Source organism: Bacillus sp. AL-1R, from assembly GCF_052180195.1.
Classification (GTDB): Bacteria; Bacillota; Bacilli; order Bacillales; family Bacillaceae_G; genus Gottfriedia.
Genome location: NZ_CP197469.1, coordinates 1,712,152 through 1,735,106, shown reverse-complemented (window position 1 = coordinate 1,735,106; position 22,955 = coordinate 1,712,152). Strand labels below are relative to the sequence as shown.

The window sequence follows — 22,955 nt, the reverse complement described above, 5'->3', positions numbered from 1 at the left end:
CCTTTGATTAAATTTATATTGTTGTTTCATTTGCAAAATATTTTCTTCTCATCCACAACGCTGCGTTAACCAACGCAATCATTACAGGTACTTCAACCAATGGACCAATTACTGCTGAAAATGCTGCTCCTGAATTAATTCCAAACACTCCTACCGCAACTGCAATTGCTAATTCAAAATTGTTACTTCCAGCTGTGAAAGCTAAAGTTGTTGAAACTCCGTAACTTGCTCCTGTTTTCTTCCCTAAGAAGAAAGAAACAAAGAACATAATGATGAAATAGATCAATAGAGGAATTGCGATACGAACAACATCTAAAGGAAGCTCTACAATTACTTCTCCTTTCAATGAGAACATCACAATAATTGTAAACAATAATGCAATTAACGTAATTGGACTGATTTTAGGAATAAATGCTTTTTCATACCACTCTCTACCTTTGGCTCTTACAAGAATTAACCTTGTAAATAGTCCTGCTAAAAATGGAATTCCTAAATAGATGAAAACTGATTTTGCTACCTCTGGCATTGTAATATCGATTGTCATACCTTCTAAACCAAAAACTTTTGGTAATACTGTTACGAAGAAATATGCGTAAACAGAGAAGAAGATCATTTGGAAAATGGAGTTAAAGGCTACTAATCCCGCTGCATATTCACGATCACCATCTGCTAAATCATTCCATACGATTACCATCGCAATGCATCGTGCTAAACCGATCATGATTAGACCAACCATATACTCTGGATAATCTCTTAAAAAGATAATTGCTAATAAAAACATTAATACTGGTCCAATTAACCAGTTTTGAATTAAGGATAGAAGTAATACTTTTACATCTTTAAATACTCTACCGATCTCTTCATAACGAACTTTAGCCAGTGGCGGATACATCATTAAAATTAATCCAATAGCTAAAGGTATTGAAGTCGTTCCAACTTGTAATTTGTTTAGGCTATCTACAAATCGAGGTGTTGATATGCCAAGAATTATCCCAATTGCCATTGCTACGAATATCCAAAGGGTTAAATATCTGTCTAAAAATGATAATCGTTTCATTCTCTTCTCCTTTTACACACTAACAACAAGAAGTAACTTTAGATTCAGTTGAAGTTTGACAACAAGACGTATTTTCTATTTTTTGAACTTCACTATCTGCTTTAGTATAGAAGAATTCCCACTCATTTCCGTCTGGATCTGTTACCCAAAACTTATCTTGAACGGCATAGCAACAAGTTGTATCCATTTCTTCACGTGCAAAGAAACCTTCTTTTTCTAGTCTTTCCTTATGAGCTAAGATTTCTTCAGCTGTTTCAACTTGGAAACCAAAGTGATTTACTTGATTTCCCTCAACTAGATCACGAACATTTAACGTGAAATTAAGACCTGGATTTTCTAACAGAAATTTCGCATATCCTTCTTTCACTTTAAGAGGTGATATACCAAATACCTTTTGATAAAAAACGATTGATGCCTCTAAATTTGTTACGTTAACACCTACATGAACATATTTCATACAGAATTCCTCCCTTAATTTGTTAAATCAAAAAAATTTGATTTAAAGATTAAAAAAATTTAGCAACAATTACTGTTACGATTAGCGTTATCTGATTTTCGGAAAATACAACAAAGCTCTTCTGATAGCAAACTGTTAACTTCTGTGTCGTTTAAATCGTAATAACTCCATGTACCTTTTGTCTCTTTTACAATGAGCCCTGCGTCTAGTAAGATTTTCAAATGATAAGAAAGCTTTGATTGTGTCATATCGAACGCTTCCGTTAAATCACATACACATGTACTACCTCTTTGGCAAAGTTCATACATGATTTCTAAACGCTTCTGGTCAGCTAACGCTTTAAATTTCTGCTCATATTTTAAGAACTGTTGTGTCATCTCAGTCATATGTTTTCTCCTTCATCAAATTTTCTTGATGAATTTAGTATATGTTAATTTACCAGATATATGCAACATATTAATCAAAAAAAATTGATTTAGATTAAAATTCCTCTTCTCAAATCAGTTACTGGGGGTATTAGCAATCAATGTGTTATTTTTGAACAACGGTAACAACTTGCAGAATTAGTGGTAGAATTACCACTAATCCAAACCACATAATTATCAGATTGTCTCGAAACATACTCAACAGTCCTTTCTTTAGTTGGTTGCAGGATACTTATAATTACTAGTTACTCCATATGTAAAATTGCGTTAATCATTGTCTAAAGTCTTGCTATCTTCTTTTCTCAAATTGTGAAAGTTTGTCCAAATAAATCAGATCATTTTGCAAATGATTTGCTGCCTTTAGTCCTTCCACTTTTTCATGCTTGTCTTTAAAAAATACCTCTTAAGAACAGGCTTTGCATTATCTTAACATAGTGAATCGGTATTTCATTTAAAGTATGTGTAACATTATATTTTAACCTTATTAAAATTCTTACATGGGAGATAATCAGGTTACTACCTTTACAATTACTTTACTGACAAAAAGGTGTACTAACACTTTAATCTTCTTCTACTAATTAAAAGTCGCTTTTTCGAAAACGTAAAAGAAGGAGAGCACATAAAGAGGAATTAGAAGAATCTGTACTAGCGATGGAAAAATCCCACGCTTACTAGAAAATATCCAACTTAAAAGTAAGGGTCTGCAACTCACGTCTTTTGGAGAGAGGCCATATCGAAATAGTTAATAAAGGCTAGTTAAAAGTAGTTGTATAATATTACGTGTTTAGAATGGAGTAACAACTTTTAAATTTACTAAGCAAGTATACACATAAAAAAGTAGATTCCAATACATGAGGAATCTACTTTTTCATGACTATATACAATTCCAAAGAAAAGTGGTTTCTATAGATTATCAAATTCAATCCGTTATCCATAATAAGCAAAAAGAATGAACCGTGAATCCATGCTCTATTTCTTGACCTATTGCTATTTTTCTCTTTATTGCAAATCTTTATTTAGCTCATCTCTTACAATCAGTTAGTTATCAGTTAAGAAAACGTTTACATTACTGGGTTTGGTTGAATTTTAAAAATAGTTTCATAGTAGATCGGATAAATATGAAATAATCTTCACTTAAGCACCAATAACTTGATAATTTTTATGCGATACAACGGTTCTATTTCCTTCAAACTCCAAACTGGTCTTGTTTTCTATTATATTCACAATGACTGTGTTTTCATTGACCTTCACAACGATCCCTTTAATTGCATTCTTAAACAGGACATGATCACCTAATTCTGCAATCTTTTTTGTTTTTACCATCCCGAAATTCCCTCCCATCAAGTAAGTACTTGTAGTTAAACCTTATCATATCACATTTGGCTCTTTTATTAAATGCTGCAACTGATAATGTATTTTTTCTTAGCATAATGAATTCCTGATAGAATTTATCGGTCCATGTGATAATAATTCTAATTTTGAAGAATTATTTGATTTTCTAACTTACTTTCAATATAGCCAATAATATAATATTGTAGTAAATTCAGTTCTTTTAATAGATTCAGAGATTTAACATAGAAAAATGCAACACAAGTTCTGCTGATATTTTATAAATTGGTGCATTTTACGAGGTTAATTGTGTAATAATGCACCAATTTTGGCAAACTACATAATCATATCTATTTATGTAAGACCGGAAAGGCTCTGTTTTTATTTTACTCGTGAAAAGATATTTTTCACTTTTTTCACTGAAACCTTTGAACCGCCTCTATCTAGTACATTTTCAACGACCATTGCGACCATTAGATTTAAAGATTTCGTATCATATGCGATAAACCATCCGTTTTCGATCCCTTTTTCACCTTGTTTTTGTTTGATTTCAGCAGTGCCAGTTTTGCCTGAAAGTGGATAATTTGCCATTTCAGCAGCATGTGCTGTTCCGTGTTTATCAGAGACTACTTTCCTAAGCATTGATGAAATCATCTTCGCGTTCTCACTAGTCATTGCCTGCTGCTTTTGCACCTGACTTTTTTGCTCATCAAGTAAAAGAATAGGCCTAATCATATTTCCGTCATTCATAAGTGGCGTGTAGGCAGCCATTAAATGTACGATATTCATTTGGATTTGTCCCTGTCCATAGCCGGAATCAGCGAGTGAAATGTCCTTATCAAGACTACCAATCGTCGATGTTTGCAATGGGAATGGATAAACGAGTTCCTCTTCAAAATTAAACCCTTTCAAACCTTGTGCAAATGCATCTTTGCCAATATTCAATGCGGTTTGAGCGAAGTAAATATTATCAGAGAGAACGAGTGCTTTTTCAAGGTTTACCGGATTTGCTTTGTGGACTCTCGTGACATAATAGCTACCCCAAGAAGGATCCTTTTGCCATTTCAGCCCTTCAATTTCCAGTGATTGTTCAGGGGTGATTGCTCCGTTTGTCAACCCAATTGAAGCAGTGATTGGTTTAAGAACAGAACCAGGTGCATAGTTCTGTTTAAAGCGCGTCATCAATGGCTGCTGTTTATCTTCCTGAAGAGCTTTCCATTCGTCAGCTGAAAATCCTAAATTGGCTTGATTCGGGTCAAATGATGGACTGCTAACAAGTGCTAGTGTTTCACCAGTTTTAGGATTCATTGCAGACGCTGCGCCCGCTTCCCCTTTTAACTCTTTAAACATATTAACCTGTAAGTTGGAATCAATGGTAAGACTTAAGTCTTTCCCGTCCTCAACTACTTTTTCAGCTATGACATTCTCGCTTCCGTCTTTCTTTTTAATGGTGATTTTCGCGCCGTTTTTTCCTTTTAGTTGTTCATCAAACACCTGCTCAAGACCTCTTTTACCGATAACATCAGTGCTTGTATAGCCTTTACCCTTTAGTTTCTCTAATTCATCCGCCGTGATTGATCCAACATAGCCGATTAAATGAGCCGCGGCATCTTTATACGGATAAATACGTGCTTCTACCTTCTTCATTTGCACCGGTTCTAAAGCGACTAACTGCTCGATACGCTTTTTATCGTCCATCGAAACTTTTTTCAATGGAACAAACAAGTCCGGCTTTACCCAGCTCGCACCCAAGGCTTTATTGATTTGATCTGGAGTTAATTTAAGGAGACTGGATAATTGCTGAATAACAGCATCTTTTTGATCCGCTAATTTTCCAGGTACTACGCCAACTTCGTACACTTCTCCATTTACTGCCAATCCTTTACCGCTACGATCGAATATTCCTCCTCGTTTCGGGGAAGTTGTACTTAGCCCAATTTTGTCGCCTTCTTTCAACTCTGGAAAAATATATGTCGTGTTCCAGTCGACATACCAATTTTTCTTTTTGTCTCTTTCCTCTTTTTTCAAATTGGCTTTTTGAGTAAACTTGATTTCACCTGCGATGCTATCCATATTTGTAGAAAATGTATAATCAGCCTTTTCTCCCTTTGCTTGACTATCATCTTTTGGCTGTTTAAAAGTTATCTTAAGATTAGTAATTTGTAGATCTTCGTATATTTTTTGATAACGGTTCGTAAATTCCTCTTTCGTGATCGATTTTTTCGCATCACTCGTAAGGTAATCATACATCTTATCAAATTTTTGCTCATTCCATAATGCTATGTATTCTGAGAATCTCTCTTGCGGGTTTGGTGATTTGCTGCATCCTGATGTAATAATCGCGACGATAAATAGCAACCCTAATAACTTTTTCATCATATGCTACCTTCCTTCTATATAAAATATGAAGTGTATACAACCTAGATCATTATTGCTTTCCCTTGCACCTTTTAAAATTTTATTTCTTTACTATTTCAAATCAATACATCCCCTCCTAATTTATTTCAATTCTTCTTATTCAAATAACTTTCCTTTTGCTTATTACAATTATTTCAAAATTTGTAATATTAAACAATCCTAAAATTTCCAATAAAAAAAACGTTTTCCATGTTCTGGAAATACGCCATTTAATTAAATAAGTAATTATGGGACTACTTAGTAATTCTCTCAAAAACTCTAACACTATTAGGGACAAATTTATTTGATTCATTGTCTGCAATATGTCTTTTAAGTTTGTGTTTGTCTGAAGATCTATTTTAAATTCAAGGATGATTTTTAGTCCTCCAGTCCTTCTCTACCTTAAGCTTATTATTTTCCAATTTTCCTTAGTCTGACCAATCATCCATCGCCCATCGTTCTGTCATTGGAAGTTGTCTATCAAATTGCTCTAGTATCTGAATAATTGCAAGTTCAACAATATCTTGATTTTGTAATTTATAATGTTTTGTAAATCTGTTCAATCTTCCAATAGTGCGATTTGTTAAATTAAAAATACTACTTGTCGTTTCTTCATTTTTATTAATAAATGTATCAATTAAATCGGAAATCTTCTCTGTACGGTGCTCGGTTATCGTACCCTTTTCTGTTATTAACTTTGTATTACTAATTTCTTCTCTAACAATTTGTCTTATCATTCTCTCACTGTTCATTTGTTCATTCTCCTAATAATTAAATAATTGACAGCAAAAGAAATTTTCAATTAAGTAGTTTAACCTAATTATCAATCTTAAATTCAGAACTCTGAACACCGCCATAGCCCGATGCAGAACTTATTGTAATTTCATAGTTTCCTTTTGGAATTTTACTTATCAACAATCGATAATCAACTTGCTGATTTGGTTCTAAAACCAATTGTCTACCATTTTTATTGTTTTCTTTTAAATCTAAGTGTTCCATTATTATTTTATCAGTAGGTATTTCTTTGTTATCTAAATTATTAATGGCCACATTGTACTCCAACCAAGTAAGAAATTCTAATGTAGCATTCTCCTTACCCAAATTGGTCATCCTAAAAAGAAACTCCCTTTTTCCATTAACTTTGCCTCTATCCGCTAATTCAGAAAGGATTTTTGGTTCCTCTTGCTTCTGATTACCATTTAAGTATACAAATAATAATCCGCTAAAAGTAAGGAATCCTAATAATACTAATAAAAACTTCTTCAAATCCCTTCCCCCTCTATCAAAACCATAAAAATATTATATTTTTTAATACCAACTCTCTTATTCAACTTGCCACATACGCTCACAAACAAACTCGTTATTCTTACACTTCAAAAGATAAAGATCAGGATTGCTTAAACTTTTCCAATTCTCAAAGCCAAATTCTTTTGTAAAATGTTTTAATAGTAAAGACAACAAATTCCCATGAGTTACAACGATTGTAGTTTGATTTTTACTTTTGATGATTTCATCTATTACGCTTATTGCACGATTTGTAGCCTCTTGGCTTGATTCACCACCGTCGAATTTCAATTCCATATCTTCAAAGGTAGCTTTTAATTTTTCTAGCCAGTCAGGTAAATCAGTTGAGCTTAGCTTACGTTCAGATAGTCGCTCATCGAGAACAATATCGATATTCTTTTCATTACTCGTCGGTTCAATTGATTGAATTGCACGTAAGAAAGGGCTTGAAATAATTTGATCAATTTTAATCTTTGCGAACCCCCCCCCCAATTGCTTAGCCTGTTTTAACCCTTGCTTCGTTAGATTCGCCTCATATGGCTGTCCGTCCGCTTCACAGTGTCTAATTAAATAAATCTCTTTTTCCATAATATCCGCTCCTACTTATTAATTTCACAAATTTTCACTCTATTACTCTATATTATCATTAACCACCCTGATTTTAATGATTGAATTTTCTGGTTTTAATTTTGATCATTTTTTATAAATTGATGATGTTCTGAATTGAATGTATTATTAAAATTATAACAATCATTTGGGAAGATAATTTTATTTATCAAAAATATAAAAACATTTTATTGGCAAATTGAGGGGTTTTTAAGAAATGAAAGAGTATTTTACAATTGGTGAAGTATCAAAATTATTCCAAGTCAAAATTGCGACTCTTAGGTATTATGATCAGATTGGTCTTTTACGTCCAGAATTTATCGATAAGAAGACCAACTATAGATATTATTCAACACAGCAGTTTGAAAGATTGAATTCCATTAAATATTTGAGGGCACTAGACTTACCAATTAACGAAATTATAGATTTTTTTAATAATCGGGAAATTGATGCTCTTGTTGAAATGTTAAAAAAACAAAAAGATGAAGTTGCAAAGAAAAAGAATGAATTGGAGATAATTGAAACGAAAATTTCTCGCCGCCTATTGCAAATTGAAGATGCAGTTAGTTCACCTTTAGATAAAATATCGGAAATCACACTTCCCGAAATGCATGTAGCATATTTACGCCATGATTATGTTATAGGTGATGACATTGAATTACCAATTACAGAATTAAGGAACAGTTTTGGCATTAATGAAGAAATTTTTTTAGGAAAAATAGGCATATCGATCTCAGCTTCAAATTTGAAAAATAATGTTTTTGATAAATATTCTAGTATTTTCATGATACTTGAAGATGGTGATCACATACCTCCAACTTCCATTCTTATTCCTTCAAGAGATTATTTAAAAGTTCGATTTAAAGGTACTCATATTGATGCAGTTGGTTATTATAAAAAATTGTTAACCTATATGAAGAAACACAATTATAAGCTGTTAGATGATTCTTTTGAAATTACACTTATTGATTATGGCTTTACAAACGATGAAGAAAAGCATGTCACGGAAATTTTATTACCTTACGAGTAAACTTAATCATAAAAAATTACTTGACTCTCTAGTTACTAGAGGGTTTATTTTTTATGAATAGATTATTTAAAAAGGAGAAATGGCAAAATGTTTGGCACGATTTTTAACACTGTGATGATTATAGCTGGGAGCATGATTGGAAGCATCTTTAAAAAAGGGATAAAAGAGGAATATCATGAAATCCTTATGCAGGCAATGGGGTTAGTAGCTTTGGGTTTAGGGATAAACTCACTAGTTCAACATTTGCCTTCTAGTAAATATCCAGTGCTTTTTATTGTAAGTTTAGCGATTGGTGGATTAATAGGACAAAAACTAAAATTAGAATCAAGATTTAATCGTTTAGTTAATAAATTCTCTAATGGTAATTTGGCTGAAGGGTTATCAACTGCTATTTTATTATTTTGTATTGGAACTTTATCGATATTAGGACCTGTAGAAGCAGCCTTAAAGGGGGATTATACGTATCTACTCGCAAATGGTACGCTTGATGGCATTACTTCAATTGTCCTAGCATCCACTTTTGGTATTGGAATCATTTTTGCTGGGGTTGCTTTATTTACATGGCAGGGTTCCATCTATTTAATTGCAATCTTAATGAAGAATTCCTTAAGCAATGATCTTCTAAATGAAGTGACGATTGTAGGAGGTATATTAATTTTAGCGTCAGGTCTAAGTATATTGGGGATTAAGAAATGTAATACTTTAAATCTTCTACCATCATTAATGATCCCTCCTATTGTCTTTTTATTTATGCATTTATTCCATCTATAATGTTTTTGAAATTAATTAAGGAAATTAGGGAATCTCACAAATTGAAGTTTCCCTAATTTCTTATTAAAGTATATCAATACAAATAAATTGGAGTTTTTTAAACTTCAATTACTACATTCTTATTATTAAACGTACTACTATTTATTCGATAGTTCAACTTAATATTGATCCTTCATCAATTAATCAACTATTTAGCATAATAAAAAGACTGCCGAAACAGCCTTCGAACTAGTCATTTAATTTAGAAGTAAGAAGTGGAATAATTACTACTGTAATAAATATTAATGCCAAAACGATTAAAGAATTTTTCCATCTAAAATCATTTTCTCCATCATTTGTATGTTGGTTTATGAATTCATCATATATTTTCGATGAAACAAAATTTCCTGGATCTAGTATTTCTCCTGTTTGTTCATCTAGTAAATACGTATCATAGTTCGCAGTTTTAAAGAAACGATCTCTTACTGTATCGTATTTTGCTGCAATAGCTACTACGCTTTCGTTTGTGTTTTTCTCTTTATTTATTAAACTAAATTCTTTTTGTTCGACAATCACCGTTGATTTCTTAACATAGTAATGAACTTCATTGCGATTATGTTTATCAATTTGATCTAAATAGCGCGATGTTGCATTTGATGTTGATACATTAGATAAAAACAACAAAAAGAAACTGAAGATGCAAAATGCAACTCTTTTCATTTTTACCCCCCACTTCTATTCAAATCTATTAAATTATATTCACTAGATTTTTAAATAGTCCTAGAGAGTATTTTTCATCTGCCTCTTTGATCTGATGTAGTTAATTTATTGCCAATAAACTCTTTTGTTTCCTCCCACTCAAAATCACAGCATTTCCTAATACTTTTTTGTTCAATAAAATTTTTGGCAATTTCATTTCTTTTTCAAGTTTAGATCTGTTCAATTCTGATAATCCATATTTTTTCAACTCATTTAAAAGCTCTTTTTCATCTCCAAATATCTTTTCATCCATAAACAAATCTAAAAAGACGAAATGTCCACCAGGTTTCAACACTCTTAATGCCTCTTTAATGACTTCCGTTTTATTACTATGATCTTTTACTTCATGAAATGTAAGGCAGCTTACAATTACATCAAACTTATTCTCATTAAAAGGAAGTTCTGAAGCACTTGCTTTCTGATAATGAATCTGTTGAGAAACACCTTCAATTTCTGCATTTTGTTGACATTGCGCTTTTGAATACTCCCAATTTTCTCCCCAATAATCAATTCCAGTTAATTTTGACCCAGGAAAAGCCTTTGCAAGTTTAATAATTAACGAACCGCTCCCCGTACCAATATCTAAAAGTGTTCCGTCTACATCTAACTTCACTTTGGACACAATTAAGTCATGAATTTTCGACTGATAATTCCCTCCAATTGATGAAAATTGGTACACAGAATAAGAAAGTATACATGTTATATATAGAAATGGTACCGCTAAAATTCCTGATAGAATTCGTATATATGTATTAACAGGTAAAATTTCTACCGTAAGAAAGATTATTGAGATCACAAGAAATATAAGCAGCTTATAGATCCGAATCCATGTTTTATATTTAGGTTTTAATTTCAAATTATTTCCTGCCTTTTAGTTTTATTTAAATTATACTTCATAAAAAATTCTCTTTAATTCTTTATTTAATATAATGCAAAAAAAATTCGCAAATCAAACAAAACAAACCTCTAATACAATGATGCATTAGAGGTTTGTTAATTAAGAATTAAACCGTAACTAATTCTTTCTCTTTACTTCCGATTTTCGTAACGATATCACGGGCGATCCAAACACCACATGCGCTTGCTTGAGCTAAGCCACGAGTAACACCTGCTCCATCTCCACCTAGATATAAACCAGAGATTTCACTTTCAAAGTGTTCATTTAGCTTTGGTCGAGCTGAATAGAATTTTGCTTCTACCCCGTAGAAAAGTGTATGTTCTGCAGCAATACCTGGGGTTACATGATTTAATGCCTCTACCATTTCAATTAAACTTTTCATTGTATTATATGGTAAAACTAATCCTAAGTCTCCTGGTACTGCTTCTTTTAAAGTTGGTTCTAAAAAGCCTTCTTTAATACGTTTTTCAGTTGAACGGCGACCTTTTAAAATATCTCCGTATTTTTGTACGATTACTCCACCGTGTGAAAGCATGTTTGCAAGGCGTGAAACCTCGTGTGCGTATTCATTTGGTTTGTCAAATGGTTCAGCGAATTGATGTGATACTAATAAAGCAAAGTTTGTATTTGGACTTCCTAATTTCGGATCCTTATAAGCATGTCCATTAGCAGTCATAATTCCTGAATGGTTTTCAACTACTACGTGTCCAGAAGGATTACTACAGAATGTTCTGACTTTTGTACCCACGCTAGTATTAAATACAAATTTCCCTTCGTATAAGTGTTTGTTAATCTCTTCCATTACAACGTTTGAAGTCTCAACACGAACACCAATATCTACTTGATTCGTTGACATTTTTAATCGACGTTTTTTCATCACATCCGTTAACCATTTTGAGCCATCACGACCAGGTACAATTACTACTTTCTTTGCGTGTAATTCTTCACCTTTTTTTAATTTAATTCCCTTTATAATATGAGTACCTTCAACCTTTTCAGTTAATAAGTCTTCTACTTCAGTTTTATACATCATATCTATTTTCGTTTTTAAGTACTCATAAATGCTCTTTAGAATTTCTAAATTTTGTTCCGTTCCTAAATGACGAACTTGTGCACGTAATAATTTAAGTCCTGCTGCGTAACCACGACGCTCAATATCTCTAACTTCTTCTGTTAAAGGATCAGTAATCGATTCAGTCGCACCATGTTTTAAATTAATTTCATCAACGTATTTGATTAATTCTACTACTTGTGAATCAGATAAATAATCTGTCATCCATCCACCAAATTCGCTTGTAATATTAAATTTCCCATCAGAATATGCTCCAGCACCACCAAAACCATTTGTAATTGAGCAAGCTGGTAAGCAACCAGAAAATTCTTTTTTACCTGCAGCAGGCGGACATTTTTCAATTTTCTTTTGTAAAATCGGGCAATGTCTAGCGAAAATATCATGTCCTTTATCAACTAGTAGTACTTTAGCATCAGGCATTTTTAACGTTAATTCATAACAAGTAAAGATTCCAGCAGGTCCTGCTCCAACAACGATTACATCATACATCTATATATACCTCCAAATAAGGTTCAAATTATTTCATTTAATCAACCTAAAATAGAATACCATCAATAAGAACACGTTTCAAGTAAAAACACGAACATTTTCTGTATTTTTTCAAAAAAATATTCGTTAATTAATAAAGTGAAACCTTTTCATTCGAAATTAGCATCTGTCAATTAGCTTTTTTATCCAATATTAGACAATTCAAACTTGAAGATTAATTAATTTCATCTATTTAATATTAACATTATTAGTATTTCATCGTATTTTAATTAAAAATTTACTATCTGAAACACAAAAATACCTCTTTAGATAGAAACACTATGATACTAAATTGAATAGTTATATAAATAACTGATTTTTTATATTGGAGATGGAAAATATGCTTGAAGAAAATATAAAGGAAAAGGATGGTAAAGATCATTATCAGAAAACTAATTTAGAAGATAAAGAATTACAATCGAGTCTTGAGAGAAAAATTGTTGCTGTAACATGGGTTAAAGCAGTTGCACAATTATATGAAACGATCACATTATCAAAATTATACACGATTGACAAAGACCCAATCTTTCAAGGAAAAAGAGACATCTTGTCGGGAATGTGGATTGGTACTGCTGGTCAATTTTCCGTAGCTTATCACGTTTCTAAGCAATTGTTCACTTCAGATAAAAAAGATTTACTTGAATTACAAAGAAAAATCGTCCTTTCTGATTCTATTCAATTAGTTGGGAATGCATTGGCACTTATTGGTGCATCCGAGGTAATTCAAGAAGAAATTGGTGACGGGGAATTATTTCTTTCATAGTTATAAACGAAAAATTAAAAAATATAAAATAAATCCCACAGAAATTCCATGTGGGATTTTTAATAACATGTTTGTAGGACAATTTTAACATTTTAATTATTTTTGTTTCCCTATTCCTTCACTACTTGTTTTTCTCTTACTCCTGCATTTAATGCTTTTTTGAAGCTTGCAATCAAGTCTTCAACATCTTCTAAACCAACGGATACTCTTATTAATGTATCTTTTACACCTAATCTTTCACGAACATCAAGCGGTATAGCAGCATGAGACATCTTTACAGGGTATGAAACAATTGTCTCAACTCCACCTAGTGAAACGGCAACTGCAACGTTTTCGACTGATTGTAGGAAACTTGTCGTTTGTTCAAGCGTTTTTAATGTAAACGAAAGAACTGCTCCACCTCCAGTTGCCTGCTCAAAATGCACATCGTGACCTGGATGATTTTTTAGTCCAGGGTAAAAAACATCCTCAACCTCTTCTTGTTCTAAAAGCCAGTTTGCTAATTTTGTTGCAGTTTGTTCATATGCATCCATACGAACTTTTAGTGTCTTTAATCCTCTTAATGTGAGCCAACAGTCTTGTGGACCTAAAATTGCTCCGAATGAATTTTGAATTGTGTATAAATCATTTGCAAGTTCTTCCGAATTTACGACCGCTAGACCTCCGATTACATCGCTATGCCCTGCAATAAATTTTGTTGCACTATGAACGACAATATCAGCTCCTAAGTCTAATGGTCTTTGTAAATATGGTGATAAAAAACTATTATCTACTATGACTAGTATGTCATTTTCTTTTGCTATTTTGATTGCACTACTTAAATCAGTAATTTTCAAAAGAGGGTTAGATGGAGTTTCTAAATATAGCCCTTTTGTATTTGGCTTTATTCCATCTTTAATTTCTCGTAATTTAGAAGCATCTACGAAAGTAAAATCGATTCCGAAGCGATTTAATACTTTTGTAGCAATTCTAAATGTTCCTCCATAAACATCTTCACAAATGACGATATGATCTCCTGCTGAAAACAAAGACAATACTGATGAAATGGCAGCCATTCCTGATGAAAATGCAAAACCTCGTACACCGTTTTCTAATTTTGCAATTGTATTTTCTAACGCCTCTCTTGTTGGATTTCCACTTCTTGCATAATCGTATTTACCAAATTTCTCTGTATCAAACTGATGAAATGTTGAAGTCTGATAAATCGGTATACTTAATGCCCCTGTTGTTTGATCAATTTCGTTTCCGTTATGAATTAATTTCGTTCCAAATTGCATGCTCATCACCCCAATGCATTTTCTAAGTCATTTAATAAATCATCTATGTGTTCAATTCCCACTGATAAACGTAATGTATGATCATCTAGACCAAGCTTTCTTTTAAATTCTTCCGGCATTTCTGAATGAGTTTGCGTATGTGGATAAGTAATTAACGATTCGACCCCGCCTAAACTTTCCGCGAACGTGATGACTTTTACACTACCTAAAACTTGTTCAACTAATCTTAAATCTTTTACTTTAAATGAAATCATTGCACCAAATCCATTTGCCTGTTCCTTAATAATTGAATACCCTTTATGCGTTGGTAACCCTACATAATATACTTCCGTAACATTCGGATGATTTTCTAAAAACTTCGCAAGTACAATCGCATTTTTTTGACTATATTCCATACGTAAATGTAATGTTTTAATTCCTCTTAATATTAACCAAGAGTCAAATGGAGCTAATGTTGCACCTGTTGATTTTTGATAATAGCGAATTCGTTCATTCGTATACTCTGAATTCGTAACGACGAAACCAGCAAGCGTATCATTATGGCCACCTAAATACTTTGTTCCACTATGAACAACTACATCTGCCCCTAATTCAATTGGTCTAAAGAAATAAGGTGTTAAAAATGTATTATCAACGATCACAATAATATCTCTTTCTTTTGCAATCTCTACTACTCTTTTTAAATCAGTTACTTTCATCATTGGATTTGATGGTGTTTCAATAAAAATACCTTTTGTGTTTGGTTTAAGTGCATCAAGAATATTTTCAATTTCAGTCGTATCAACAAAATGATGCTCAAGTCCATATGGCGAATAAATTTCTTCGAATAAGCGATATGTACCACCGTATAAATCATCTGAAACAATTAGGTGGTCACCTTTTTTAAATAAGCTTAATACTGCAGTAACAGCTGCATTTCCTGTTGAAAAAGCAACACCATAATTAGCACTTTCTAATTTTGCGACAGTATTTTCGACTTCTTCTCGAGTTGGATTTTGTAATCTTGCATAATCATAACCAGTTGATTGATTTAGTCCTGCATGCTTAAATGTAGCAGATTGATAAATTGGATAACTAATCGCACCAGTTAATGGATCATAGCCCTTGTTTCCGTGAACAGCTACTGTTTCAATCGATTTTTTATTCGTTTTTAAAGCCTCTTTTGTGTTCGTCATTATAAATCCTCCATTTTAGTCAAATAAAAAAACCACTTCCTAAAAAATAAGAAGTGGTTATGTCCGCAAAATATACATATCGCTCTTATCTTCCAGGTTTTTCACCTGCAGGATTTAGCACTTTCTAGTTTTCACTAGAGTTGCCGGGTTTCGTCGGGCCAGTCCCTCCACCACTCTTGATAAGATTATTAAATTATATTGACTAGTATATTAAAAACTCTGATAATTATCAATCTTTTTTTTTCGTTATTTAAAGATTAGCTTTTCATTTCCATTCATCAGGTAATAAACTTTGATAAAGTGTACTCTTATATCGATCATCAATTAGTAATAAAGTCCCTTCATCTAATTCAGATCGAATAACTCTTCCACCAGCTTGCATTACTTTATTCATACCTGGAAAGACATACGCATAATAATACCCATTTTTTCCAACCGAATTAAAATGCTCCTTTAAAATATTTCTTTCTAAACAAATCTGCGGCAATCCTACACCAACTATTACGACACCATTTAATCGATCGCCCTTTAAATCAATCCCTTCAGAGAATATACCACCTAATACAGCAAAGCCAACTAACGTTTCCTCATTTTGACTATCAAACTGTAAAAGGAACTCTTCTCGTTCAATTTCAGTCATACCATTTTCCTGAACGATTGTTTTTATGCTAGGGTATTTCTCTTTAAATAAGTCTACACTTTGAGTTAAATATTGATATGACGGATAAAAAACTAAATAATTACCTTTTCTCTTTGTAACTTCTTTAAACACGGAATCAATTAATCTTTCTAAATTTCTATCTCGATCTTGATATCGAGTTGATAGAGGTTCGATTGTTACTTCTAGTTGCTCTTTATGAAAAGGAGAACCGATTGAAACTGTATAATCGCGACTTTGATCCCCAAGCATATCTTGAAAATATTGTATTGGCGTTAAAGTTGCTGAAAAATAAATTGTAGAGCGAAATCTTTTTATAATGTCATTTACTACTTTAGACGGATCAAGGCAAAATAATTTTAAATGAACTTCACTTTTATATAATTCATAGTAACATACGTAATTTTCATCAAAAAACTCTGCAATTTTGACAAAGTTGAGTGACTCAAAATAAGTATCAAGTAGAAGTTGTTTATTTTCATCCTCGTCCATTTCTTGTAACTTTATTTCTACAATTTCATTAAATGTATGTAGCAGTTCTATTAAATCCCCATCTATGTCCTTTGAAACTGGGGTTACAACGTCCTTCCATTTTTTTCTCAATTCAATAAATCGCTTATTTACATCATTTATTATAGTATAAAGTTCATCTTTTAAATTTTTAAATCGATTTTTTAACTCTAAAAATTTAGATTTGAATAAACTCGCAGAATACATTTCTCTTGCCCGATCAACAAGATTATGTGCTTCATCAATTAATAAAACTGAACTTCGTTTATGTTCATCAAATAATCGTTTTAACGATACTCTAGGATCAAAAATATAATTTACATCACATATAATCGCATCTGAAGAATTTAATAAATCTAATGAATATTCAAATGGACAAACTGTATGTTTTCGTGCATATTCTTCTATTTTCTCTCTAGTTAGCACTTGTTCCGAAGAAAGAATATCAAGAACAGCATCATTTATCCGGTCATAATAACCATTGGCAAATTCACAATAATCCTTTTGACAAATCGTCTCTTCTTTAAAACAGATTTTATCTTTTGCTGTAATGGTCGTACACTTTATACAAAGTCCTTGATCTGTCATGCGCTTAAATGCTTCTTCCGCAACAGTTCTAGTAATCGTCTTTGAAGTTAAGTAAAACATTCGATTCATACTATTCTCACCAATATTTTTAACGGTTGGAAAAATAGTTGAAACCGTTTTTCCTATTCCAGTTGGTGCAACAGCAAATAAATTATTACCTTCCTGAATCGTTTGATATACCGCACCTGCAAGCTTTCTCTGACCTTTTCTAAATGAAGGAAAGGGAAATTTTAATTCTTTTATTGTCTCATTCCTTAACTCAATATGATCGTATTTCCATTTTGCATAAGGATAATAAATGTCTAACATTTTGTATATGTAATTTGTTAAATCATCCTTTGTAAATAAAAGATCGAAGCTTATTTTTTGCTCAGTCAAAATATTAATATATGTAAGTCTAAGTGTAATCTTTTCAAGCTGCAATTCTTCACAAATAAAATATCCATAAACTTTTGCTTGAGCCCAATGAACAGGATATGAATTTTCATTTACTTCATCCAAATCCTTCATTGTTGATTTAATTTCTTCTATTATATATTGATCATCCTTAAGTAATAATCCATCAAGGCGGCCTTCTATCTGAAACACCAATTGATCAAATGTTATGGTACCGGATATAGGTCGTTCCTTTACATCCAGTTCACCATACTCTCTTTGGATTTTTTGATGTGCCTTTGTTCCTTCTATTAATGAAACCGAACTTTTAAATTTTACATCGATACTTCCCGCCGTATGAGCATACTCAACTAGCGTTCGAACTGATACCTTTATACAATTCTCCAAATTGAGTACCCTCCTTTTTTCCATTTTATCATAATTCTTCTTTCTTGATTAAAAATGAACTTTTAAAGAAGGTTCTCTTTACTTAAAGAACCACAAAGTAAAAAAGAAGAAATAATAAAAATAGCCCTATTACTTTTTCACAAAAAAAGTTCAAGTTATTAAATTAACTTGAACTTTCAAATTTATAAGGGTGATTTAATTATTAACAGTATAATAGTTCAATATTATTTTTTCTATAATATTGTAATAGTTTATCCATATCCTCTTTTATTGCTTCTAAGGGCACAATAATGGCTTTCATATTTGTAATATAAATATAAAAATAATCCTTTGTTCCTTTGATCTCAACTATATGATCCCACTTTATTTCATGAACACTTGATTGTGTAATTTCTTTGATCCCATTCTCATCAACCTTAAGTAAATGTTCACCCAATAGTGCTTCGTCATTTTTTTTATTTATATGCTTAACCAATTTATTTTTTGTTGAACGGTAAAAATATTTTGGAAAATAACAGAACCAAAGTATTGAAGCTGACGAGAAGGCAAGTAAGTAACCAAATAGAGGTTGATTAAAAAAGTAAGAAATAATAAATGGTATGACTAAATAAATTAGACTCACAGTAATTCGTTGTTTACGCAATGACTTTTGTACACTTTTTGAATGTTTTAAATGATGTAAATTAAATTCAATATAATCATCCAAATTAATTTCATAATTAAATTTCATAATTTACCTCCAAATTCATCATTTCTTTCATTACTATCATTCTAACATTAGGAAAAAATAGAATATAAAGATATTTTATCTACTACTGTTAAGTTGACTTTTCAAGATTCATAGAATTAATTCTTATATTAAGAATTTGTAATTATTCATTTCTAAAGTTCTAATGATAAATTTTTGGCATAAAAATGGATGTCCTAACTCTAAATAAAAAAGGGGCAGCTCAAAAGTCAGTTAACCTGACTTTTGAGGCAACCCCCAGTCTAATTAAAACAGTTCAATTATGCTCCATCATTAATGAAGCTATATTGCGCCATGTATAGCTTATAATAATGTCCTTTTAATGCCAATAACTCTTCATGTGTACCGCTTTCCTCAACATTTCCGTTTCCGATTACCATAATTTTGTCACAGTCACGAATTGTTGATAATCGATGGGCAATAACAAAAGAAGTACGACCTTCTAATAGCTTTTCGATCCCATTTTGAACAAGCTTCTCTGTATGTGTATCGATATTTGAAGTTGCTTCGTCTAATATCAAAATTCTTGGATCAGCTAGTAGAGCACGAGCAAAAGAGATTAATTGTCTTTGACCTAATGAAAGTCTTGAGCCCCTCTCGTTTACATTCGTATCATAGCCATTCTCCATTTTAATAATAAAGTCATGTGCGTGGACTGCTTTGGCTGCAGCTATTACTTCTTCATCTGTAGCATTTAATTTACCGTATCGAATATTTTCCATAATTGATGTTGAGAATAGGAATGTATCTTGCAGCATAATTCCCATTTGACTTCTAAAAGATTCTAAGTCTACTTTTTTAATATCATTTCCATCTACTAAAACTTCACCTTTTAAAGGATCGTAGAAACGACTTAACAGTGAAACAATCGTTGTTTTCCCTGCTCCGGTTGCACCTACTAATGCAATTTTTTCACCAGGATTAATTGTGAAATTTACATTGTTTAGGACTGTAGAGTTTTCATCATAACCAAAAGTGACATTTCTAAATTGAACTTCACCATTAATTCGTCCAATTGGAGGTGCATCTTCTTCACTAATAATTTCTGGATCAATATCCATAATGTCAAAAATACGATCAGCTGCCGAGAAGTTTGATATTAATGTATTATAAAAGTTTGATAAGTTCATAATTGGACGCCAGAACATGCCAATATACATTGAAAATGCGATTAGCGTTCCAACTTCAATTTCTTGACTAGTTACAAGCTTATATCCAACATAAAATACAATTACTGTACCAACACCCCATGATAGCTCAACTAGTGGCCAGAAAAAGTCATTCATTTTTACCGCTCTCATGAATGATCCCATTAATTGAGAAACTTTTTCTTTGAAGTCCTTTTCTTTATCTTTTTCTTTCGCAAAGGATTGAACTACTTTTATTCCTGAAAAATCTTCATGTATAAACGCAATTAAATTTGAGCGTTTCTTTCTGTAATCATCCCATCTTTTACGTGCGCGTGTTTCAATATAAAACATAGCAACTGCTAAAAATGGAAGAATTGATACTGATGCGATTGCAAGTTTAACATTTAAAATAAACATTACGACTGTAACACAAACTAAGCTTAGTAATTCCGGAATTAATGTTTGAATACTTTGGTTGAATAAATTTTGGAGAGCACTAATATCCCCCATTACACGAGCCAAAATTTTTCCTACTGGACGATTATCAAAAAACGTAAAAGATAGTTTTTGAATATGAGTGTAAAGCTCGTGACGAATATTGACTAAAATATTATTCGTCACCGAGCTAATCATCGTCCAGCGTATTTTTGAAGCAATCATTGCTAAGAAATTTAGTGCTAATAATACAACTCCGATCATTATTAGCCCTTTTACATCGTGATTTTTAATATTTGTATCAATCGCTACTTTTAATAAATATGGGTTTAATATTCCAATTACCATTACAAATAACATTAAACAAATAACGGTAAATGTTTTTAATTTATAAGGTTTTAAATAAGTCCCGAGCCTAAGAATAAGCTCGGTTTTACTCCGATTTAGTTGGTCTTCATCACGATTTATCGTATTTTGTGCCATTATAACACCCCGCTTTCTACTGTTTCAAAATCTTTGAATTGTTCTTCGTAGACTTCAAAGTATCTTCCTTTTTTATCAAGTAATTGTTTATGATTTCCTTTTTCTACTATTTCTCCATTTTCAACAAATAAGATGACATCGGCATTTTTTACAGCTGAAATACGGTGTGCAATGATAAATGTTGTACTATGTGAGAAACGTTTATTTAAATTGTGTAATAATTCATACTCCGTTTCCATATCAAGAGCAGAAGTTGCATCATCTAGAATTAAGATTGGAGCATTTCTTAATAATGCGCGAGCAATTGAAATACGCTGTTTTTGACCACCAGATAAACCAATTCCTCGTTCACCAATTTCCGTATTGAAGCCTTCTTCTAGATCTTCAATAAAGTCTAGACAGCAAGCAATACGGCAAGCTTCACGGATTTCCTCCATTGTAGCTTCTGGGTTTCCTAGTTTAATATTGTTTTCAATTGTATCTGAGAAAAGGAATGTATCTTGAGAAACTAGAGACATATTTTGACGTAATGATGTCAGATTAAAATCTTTCACATTTACGCCATCTACTAAAACTTCACCTTCAGCTACATCGTAAGAGCGACCAATTAGATGGAGAATTGAAGATTTCCCAGCACCTGTCGTTCCCATAATAGCTACTTTGCTTCCGCTTGGAATATATAGATTAATATCTTTTAAGACCATTTCATCATTGTATTTAAAACTTACATTTTTATATTCCACTGAACCGTCAACAAGATTAGGTGTATATGCACCTTCCTTGTTTTCAATTTCTGTTTTACGATCTAAAATTTCAAAAATCTTCTTCGCAGAAGCTTGGTTTTTGGAAAGTACATCTGTTAACCAACCTAACATTCTCATCGGCCAAATTAAGTTCCAAATATATCCACTAAATGCAACTAGTTCACCTAGAGTCATACTATTTTGTAAAACGAAATATCCACCGATAATGATCATTGCTACAAGCGCAATATTTGTTAAGAATTCTATACTAGGAAAATATTTACGCATTGTTTTAGCTTGAGCCATATTTAAATCATAATATCCACGATTCATTTTCAAAAATTTCAAAGTCTCGTGCTTTTCTCTAGCAAATGCTTTAACTAATCTTACACCCGCAATATTTTGTTGCGCTGTTGTATTAATTTCAGCTGTATGGTCACTAATTTTTCCGTAACCTTTATTAAGCAAGCGATTTAAACGTGTCCCCATATAGCCAATTGGGATCATAATTGCTAAACAGATTAGTGCCAACTGCCAATTAATCAAAAATAAGATCACTGTACTAGCAGTAAAATAAATAATATTTTCAATAAATAATCTTAGTCCAAACGCAATTGTTTGCCATATATTTTCCACATCTTCATTTATTCTCGAAAGTAATTCTCCCGTATTCATCGAGTCAAAATACTTAAACTCAAAACTTTGAATATGCTTGAACATATCATTTTTTATATCTTCATGTACTTTTGAACTGACTAAGTCATATAAATATTCTTTTACATAACCAAAAATTGATTTAATAATTGTAACACCTATAATACCGCCAATAACCGGAACTACGATTGATGCTTTTCCTTTCGTAATCCCCTCATCGATTAGAATCATTTGTAAATAAGGAATGAAATGATCCACGCCAATTACTAAAATCATTGAAATTGAACCAATAATAAATGAAAGCTTATGCCTAAAGACATATTTTAAAATTCGAGACAAAATTATACCTCCCTGTTATCAATTAACCTAACTCTACGCAACCCTCCACTTTTTTTGACAATAAAAAGACCATGGGA

At 32.0% G+C, this 22,955-nt stretch carries 20 protein-coding genes and 1 riboswitch; of the genes, 3 read left to right on the top strand and 17 right to left on the bottom strand.

Annotated features, from left to right (window positions below):
• Window positions 1-13: 13 nt before the first annotated feature.
• The 8 genes from arsB to ACSBO6_RS08035 form a co-directional block, all read right to left on the bottom strand.
• Window positions 14-1,057 carry an ACR3 family arsenite efflux transporter gene (gene arsB / locus ACSBO6_RS08070; protein WP_498844458.1) on the bottom strand — a complete coding sequence of 348 codons (1,044 nt, stop codon included), beginning with the start codon at window positions 1,055-1,057 and terminating at the stop codon, window positions 14-16.
• 19 nt (window positions 1,058-1,076) lie between these two features.
• Window positions 1,077-1,514, bottom strand: a complete 438-nt coding sequence (locus tag ACSBO6_RS08065; RefSeq protein WP_098848224.1) for an ArsI/CadI family heavy metal resistance metalloenzyme — start codon at window positions 1,512-1,514, stop codon at window positions 1,077-1,079.
• Between the two features lie 59 nt (window positions 1,515-1,573).
• Entirely contained in the window at window positions 1,574-1,891 is a 318-nt protein-coding gene (locus ACSBO6_RS08060) for an ArsR/SmtB family transcription factor (protein ID WP_098848389.1), read from the bottom strand.
• A gap of 1,182 nt (window positions 1,892-3,073) precedes the next feature.
• A complete protein-coding gene (locus ACSBO6_RS08055) occupies window positions 3,074-3,262 on the bottom strand; it encodes a DUF2187 family protein (RefSeq protein ID WP_098848225.1) in 189 nt (62 codons plus the stop codon).
• Window positions 3,263-3,649: 387 nt separating this feature from the next.
• Window positions 3,650-5,647: a penicillin-binding transpeptidase domain-containing protein gene (locus ACSBO6_RS08050; RefSeq protein WP_498844457.1), complete on the bottom strand. Its 1,998-nt coding sequence runs from the start codon at window positions 5,645-5,647 to the stop codon at window positions 3,650-3,652.
• Between the two features lie 446 nt (window positions 5,648-6,093).
• Window positions 6,094-6,417: a hypothetical protein gene (locus tag ACSBO6_RS08045; protein WP_498844456.1), complete on the bottom strand. Its 324-nt coding sequence runs from the start codon at window positions 6,415-6,417 to the stop codon at window positions 6,094-6,096.
• Window positions 6,418-6,481: 64 nt separating this feature from the next.
• Window positions 6,482-6,931, bottom strand: coding sequence for a hypothetical protein (locus ACSBO6_RS08040; RefSeq protein ID WP_498844455.1), 450 nt, complete (start codon window positions 6,929-6,931; stop codon window positions 6,482-6,484).
• A gap of 57 nt (window positions 6,932-6,988) precedes the next feature.
• Entirely contained in the window at window positions 6,989-7,537 is a 549-nt protein-coding gene (locus ACSBO6_RS08035; RefSeq protein WP_498844454.1) for a histidine phosphatase family protein, read from the bottom strand.
• A gap of 235 nt (window positions 7,538-7,772) precedes the next feature.
• Here ACSBO6_RS08035 and ACSBO6_RS08030 point away from each other — a divergent pair, with 235 nt between their 5' ends.
• Window positions 7,773-8,585, top strand: coding sequence for a MerR family transcriptional regulator (locus ACSBO6_RS08030; protein WP_098848228.1), 813 nt, complete (start codon window positions 7,773-7,775; stop codon window positions 8,583-8,585).
• A gap of 87 nt (window positions 8,586-8,672) precedes the next feature.
• The gene (locus ACSBO6_RS08025) at window positions 8,673-9,356 is read left to right on the top strand and encodes a DUF554 domain-containing protein (protein WP_498844453.1); all 684 of its coding nucleotides are present in this window, start codon (window positions 8,673-8,675) and stop codon (window positions 9,354-9,356) included.
• A 228-nt stretch (window positions 9,357-9,584) separates the two neighbouring features.
• Here ACSBO6_RS08025 and ACSBO6_RS08020 read toward each other — a convergent pair whose 3' ends face one another.
• From ACSBO6_RS08020 to ACSBO6_RS08010, 3 genes are all read right to left on the bottom strand, one after another.
• Entirely contained in the window at window positions 9,585-10,055 is a 471-nt protein-coding gene (locus tag ACSBO6_RS08020) for a hypothetical protein (RefSeq protein WP_498844452.1), read from the bottom strand.
• A gap of 100 nt (window positions 10,056-10,155) precedes the next feature.
• Complete coding sequence (locus ACSBO6_RS08015) at window positions 10,156-10,950, bottom strand: class I SAM-dependent methyltransferase (RefSeq protein WP_498844451.1); 795 nt, start codon at window positions 10,948-10,950, stop codon at window positions 10,156-10,158.
• Between the two features lie 148 nt (window positions 10,951-11,098).
• The gene (locus ACSBO6_RS08010; protein ID WP_098848232.1) at window positions 11,099-12,553 is read right to left on the bottom strand and encodes an NAD(P)/FAD-dependent oxidoreductase; all 1,455 of its coding nucleotides are present in this window, start codon (window positions 12,551-12,553) and stop codon (window positions 11,099-11,101) included.
• A gap of 379 nt (window positions 12,554-12,932) precedes the next feature.
• Between ACSBO6_RS08010 and ACSBO6_RS08005 the strand changes: the two genes are divergently transcribed.
• Entirely contained in the window at window positions 12,933-13,355 is a 423-nt protein-coding gene (locus tag ACSBO6_RS08005) for a hypothetical protein (RefSeq protein ID WP_098848233.1), read from the top strand.
• Between the two features lie 110 nt (window positions 13,356-13,465).
• Here ACSBO6_RS08005 and ACSBO6_RS08000 read toward each other — a convergent pair whose 3' ends face one another.
• From ACSBO6_RS08000 to ACSBO6_RS07975, 6 genes are all read right to left on the bottom strand, one after another.
• Window positions 13,466-14,632 carry a trans-sulfuration enzyme family protein gene (locus ACSBO6_RS08000; RefSeq protein WP_098848234.1) on the bottom strand — a complete coding sequence of 389 codons (1,167 nt, stop codon included), beginning with the start codon at window positions 14,630-14,632 and terminating at the stop codon, window positions 13,466-13,468.
• 5 nt (window positions 14,633-14,637) lie between these two features.
• Entirely contained in the window at window positions 14,638-15,807 is a 1,170-nt protein-coding gene (locus ACSBO6_RS07995) for a trans-sulfuration enzyme family protein (RefSeq protein ID WP_098848235.1), read from the bottom strand.
• An 82-nt stretch (window positions 15,808-15,889) separates the two neighbouring features.
• A riboswitch (SAM riboswitch) is annotated at window positions 15,890-15,993 on the bottom strand.
• 79 nt (window positions 15,994-16,072) lie between these two features.
• The gene (locus ACSBO6_RS07990; protein ID WP_498844450.1) at window positions 16,073-18,346 is read right to left on the bottom strand and encodes an ATP-dependent DNA helicase; all 2,274 of its coding nucleotides are present in this window, start codon (window positions 18,344-18,346) and stop codon (window positions 16,073-16,075) included.
• A 202-nt stretch (window positions 18,347-18,548) separates the two neighbouring features.
• Entirely contained in the window at window positions 18,549-19,076 is a 528-nt protein-coding gene (locus ACSBO6_RS07985; protein ID WP_098848237.1) for a YcxB family protein, read from the bottom strand.
• A gap of 278 nt (window positions 19,077-19,354) precedes the next feature.
• Window positions 19,355-21,142, bottom strand: a complete 1,788-nt coding sequence (locus tag ACSBO6_RS07980; protein WP_498844449.1) for an ABC transporter ATP-binding protein — start codon at window positions 21,140-21,142, stop codon at window positions 19,355-19,357.
• Window positions 21,142-22,878, bottom strand: a complete 1,737-nt coding sequence (locus tag ACSBO6_RS07975) for an ABC transporter ATP-binding protein (RefSeq protein ID WP_098848239.1) — start codon at window positions 22,876-22,878, stop codon at window positions 21,142-21,144. The genes ACSBO6_RS07980 and ACSBO6_RS07975 overlap by 1 nt, the downstream gene beginning before the upstream one ends.
• Window positions 22,879-22,955: the final 77 nt, after the last annotated feature.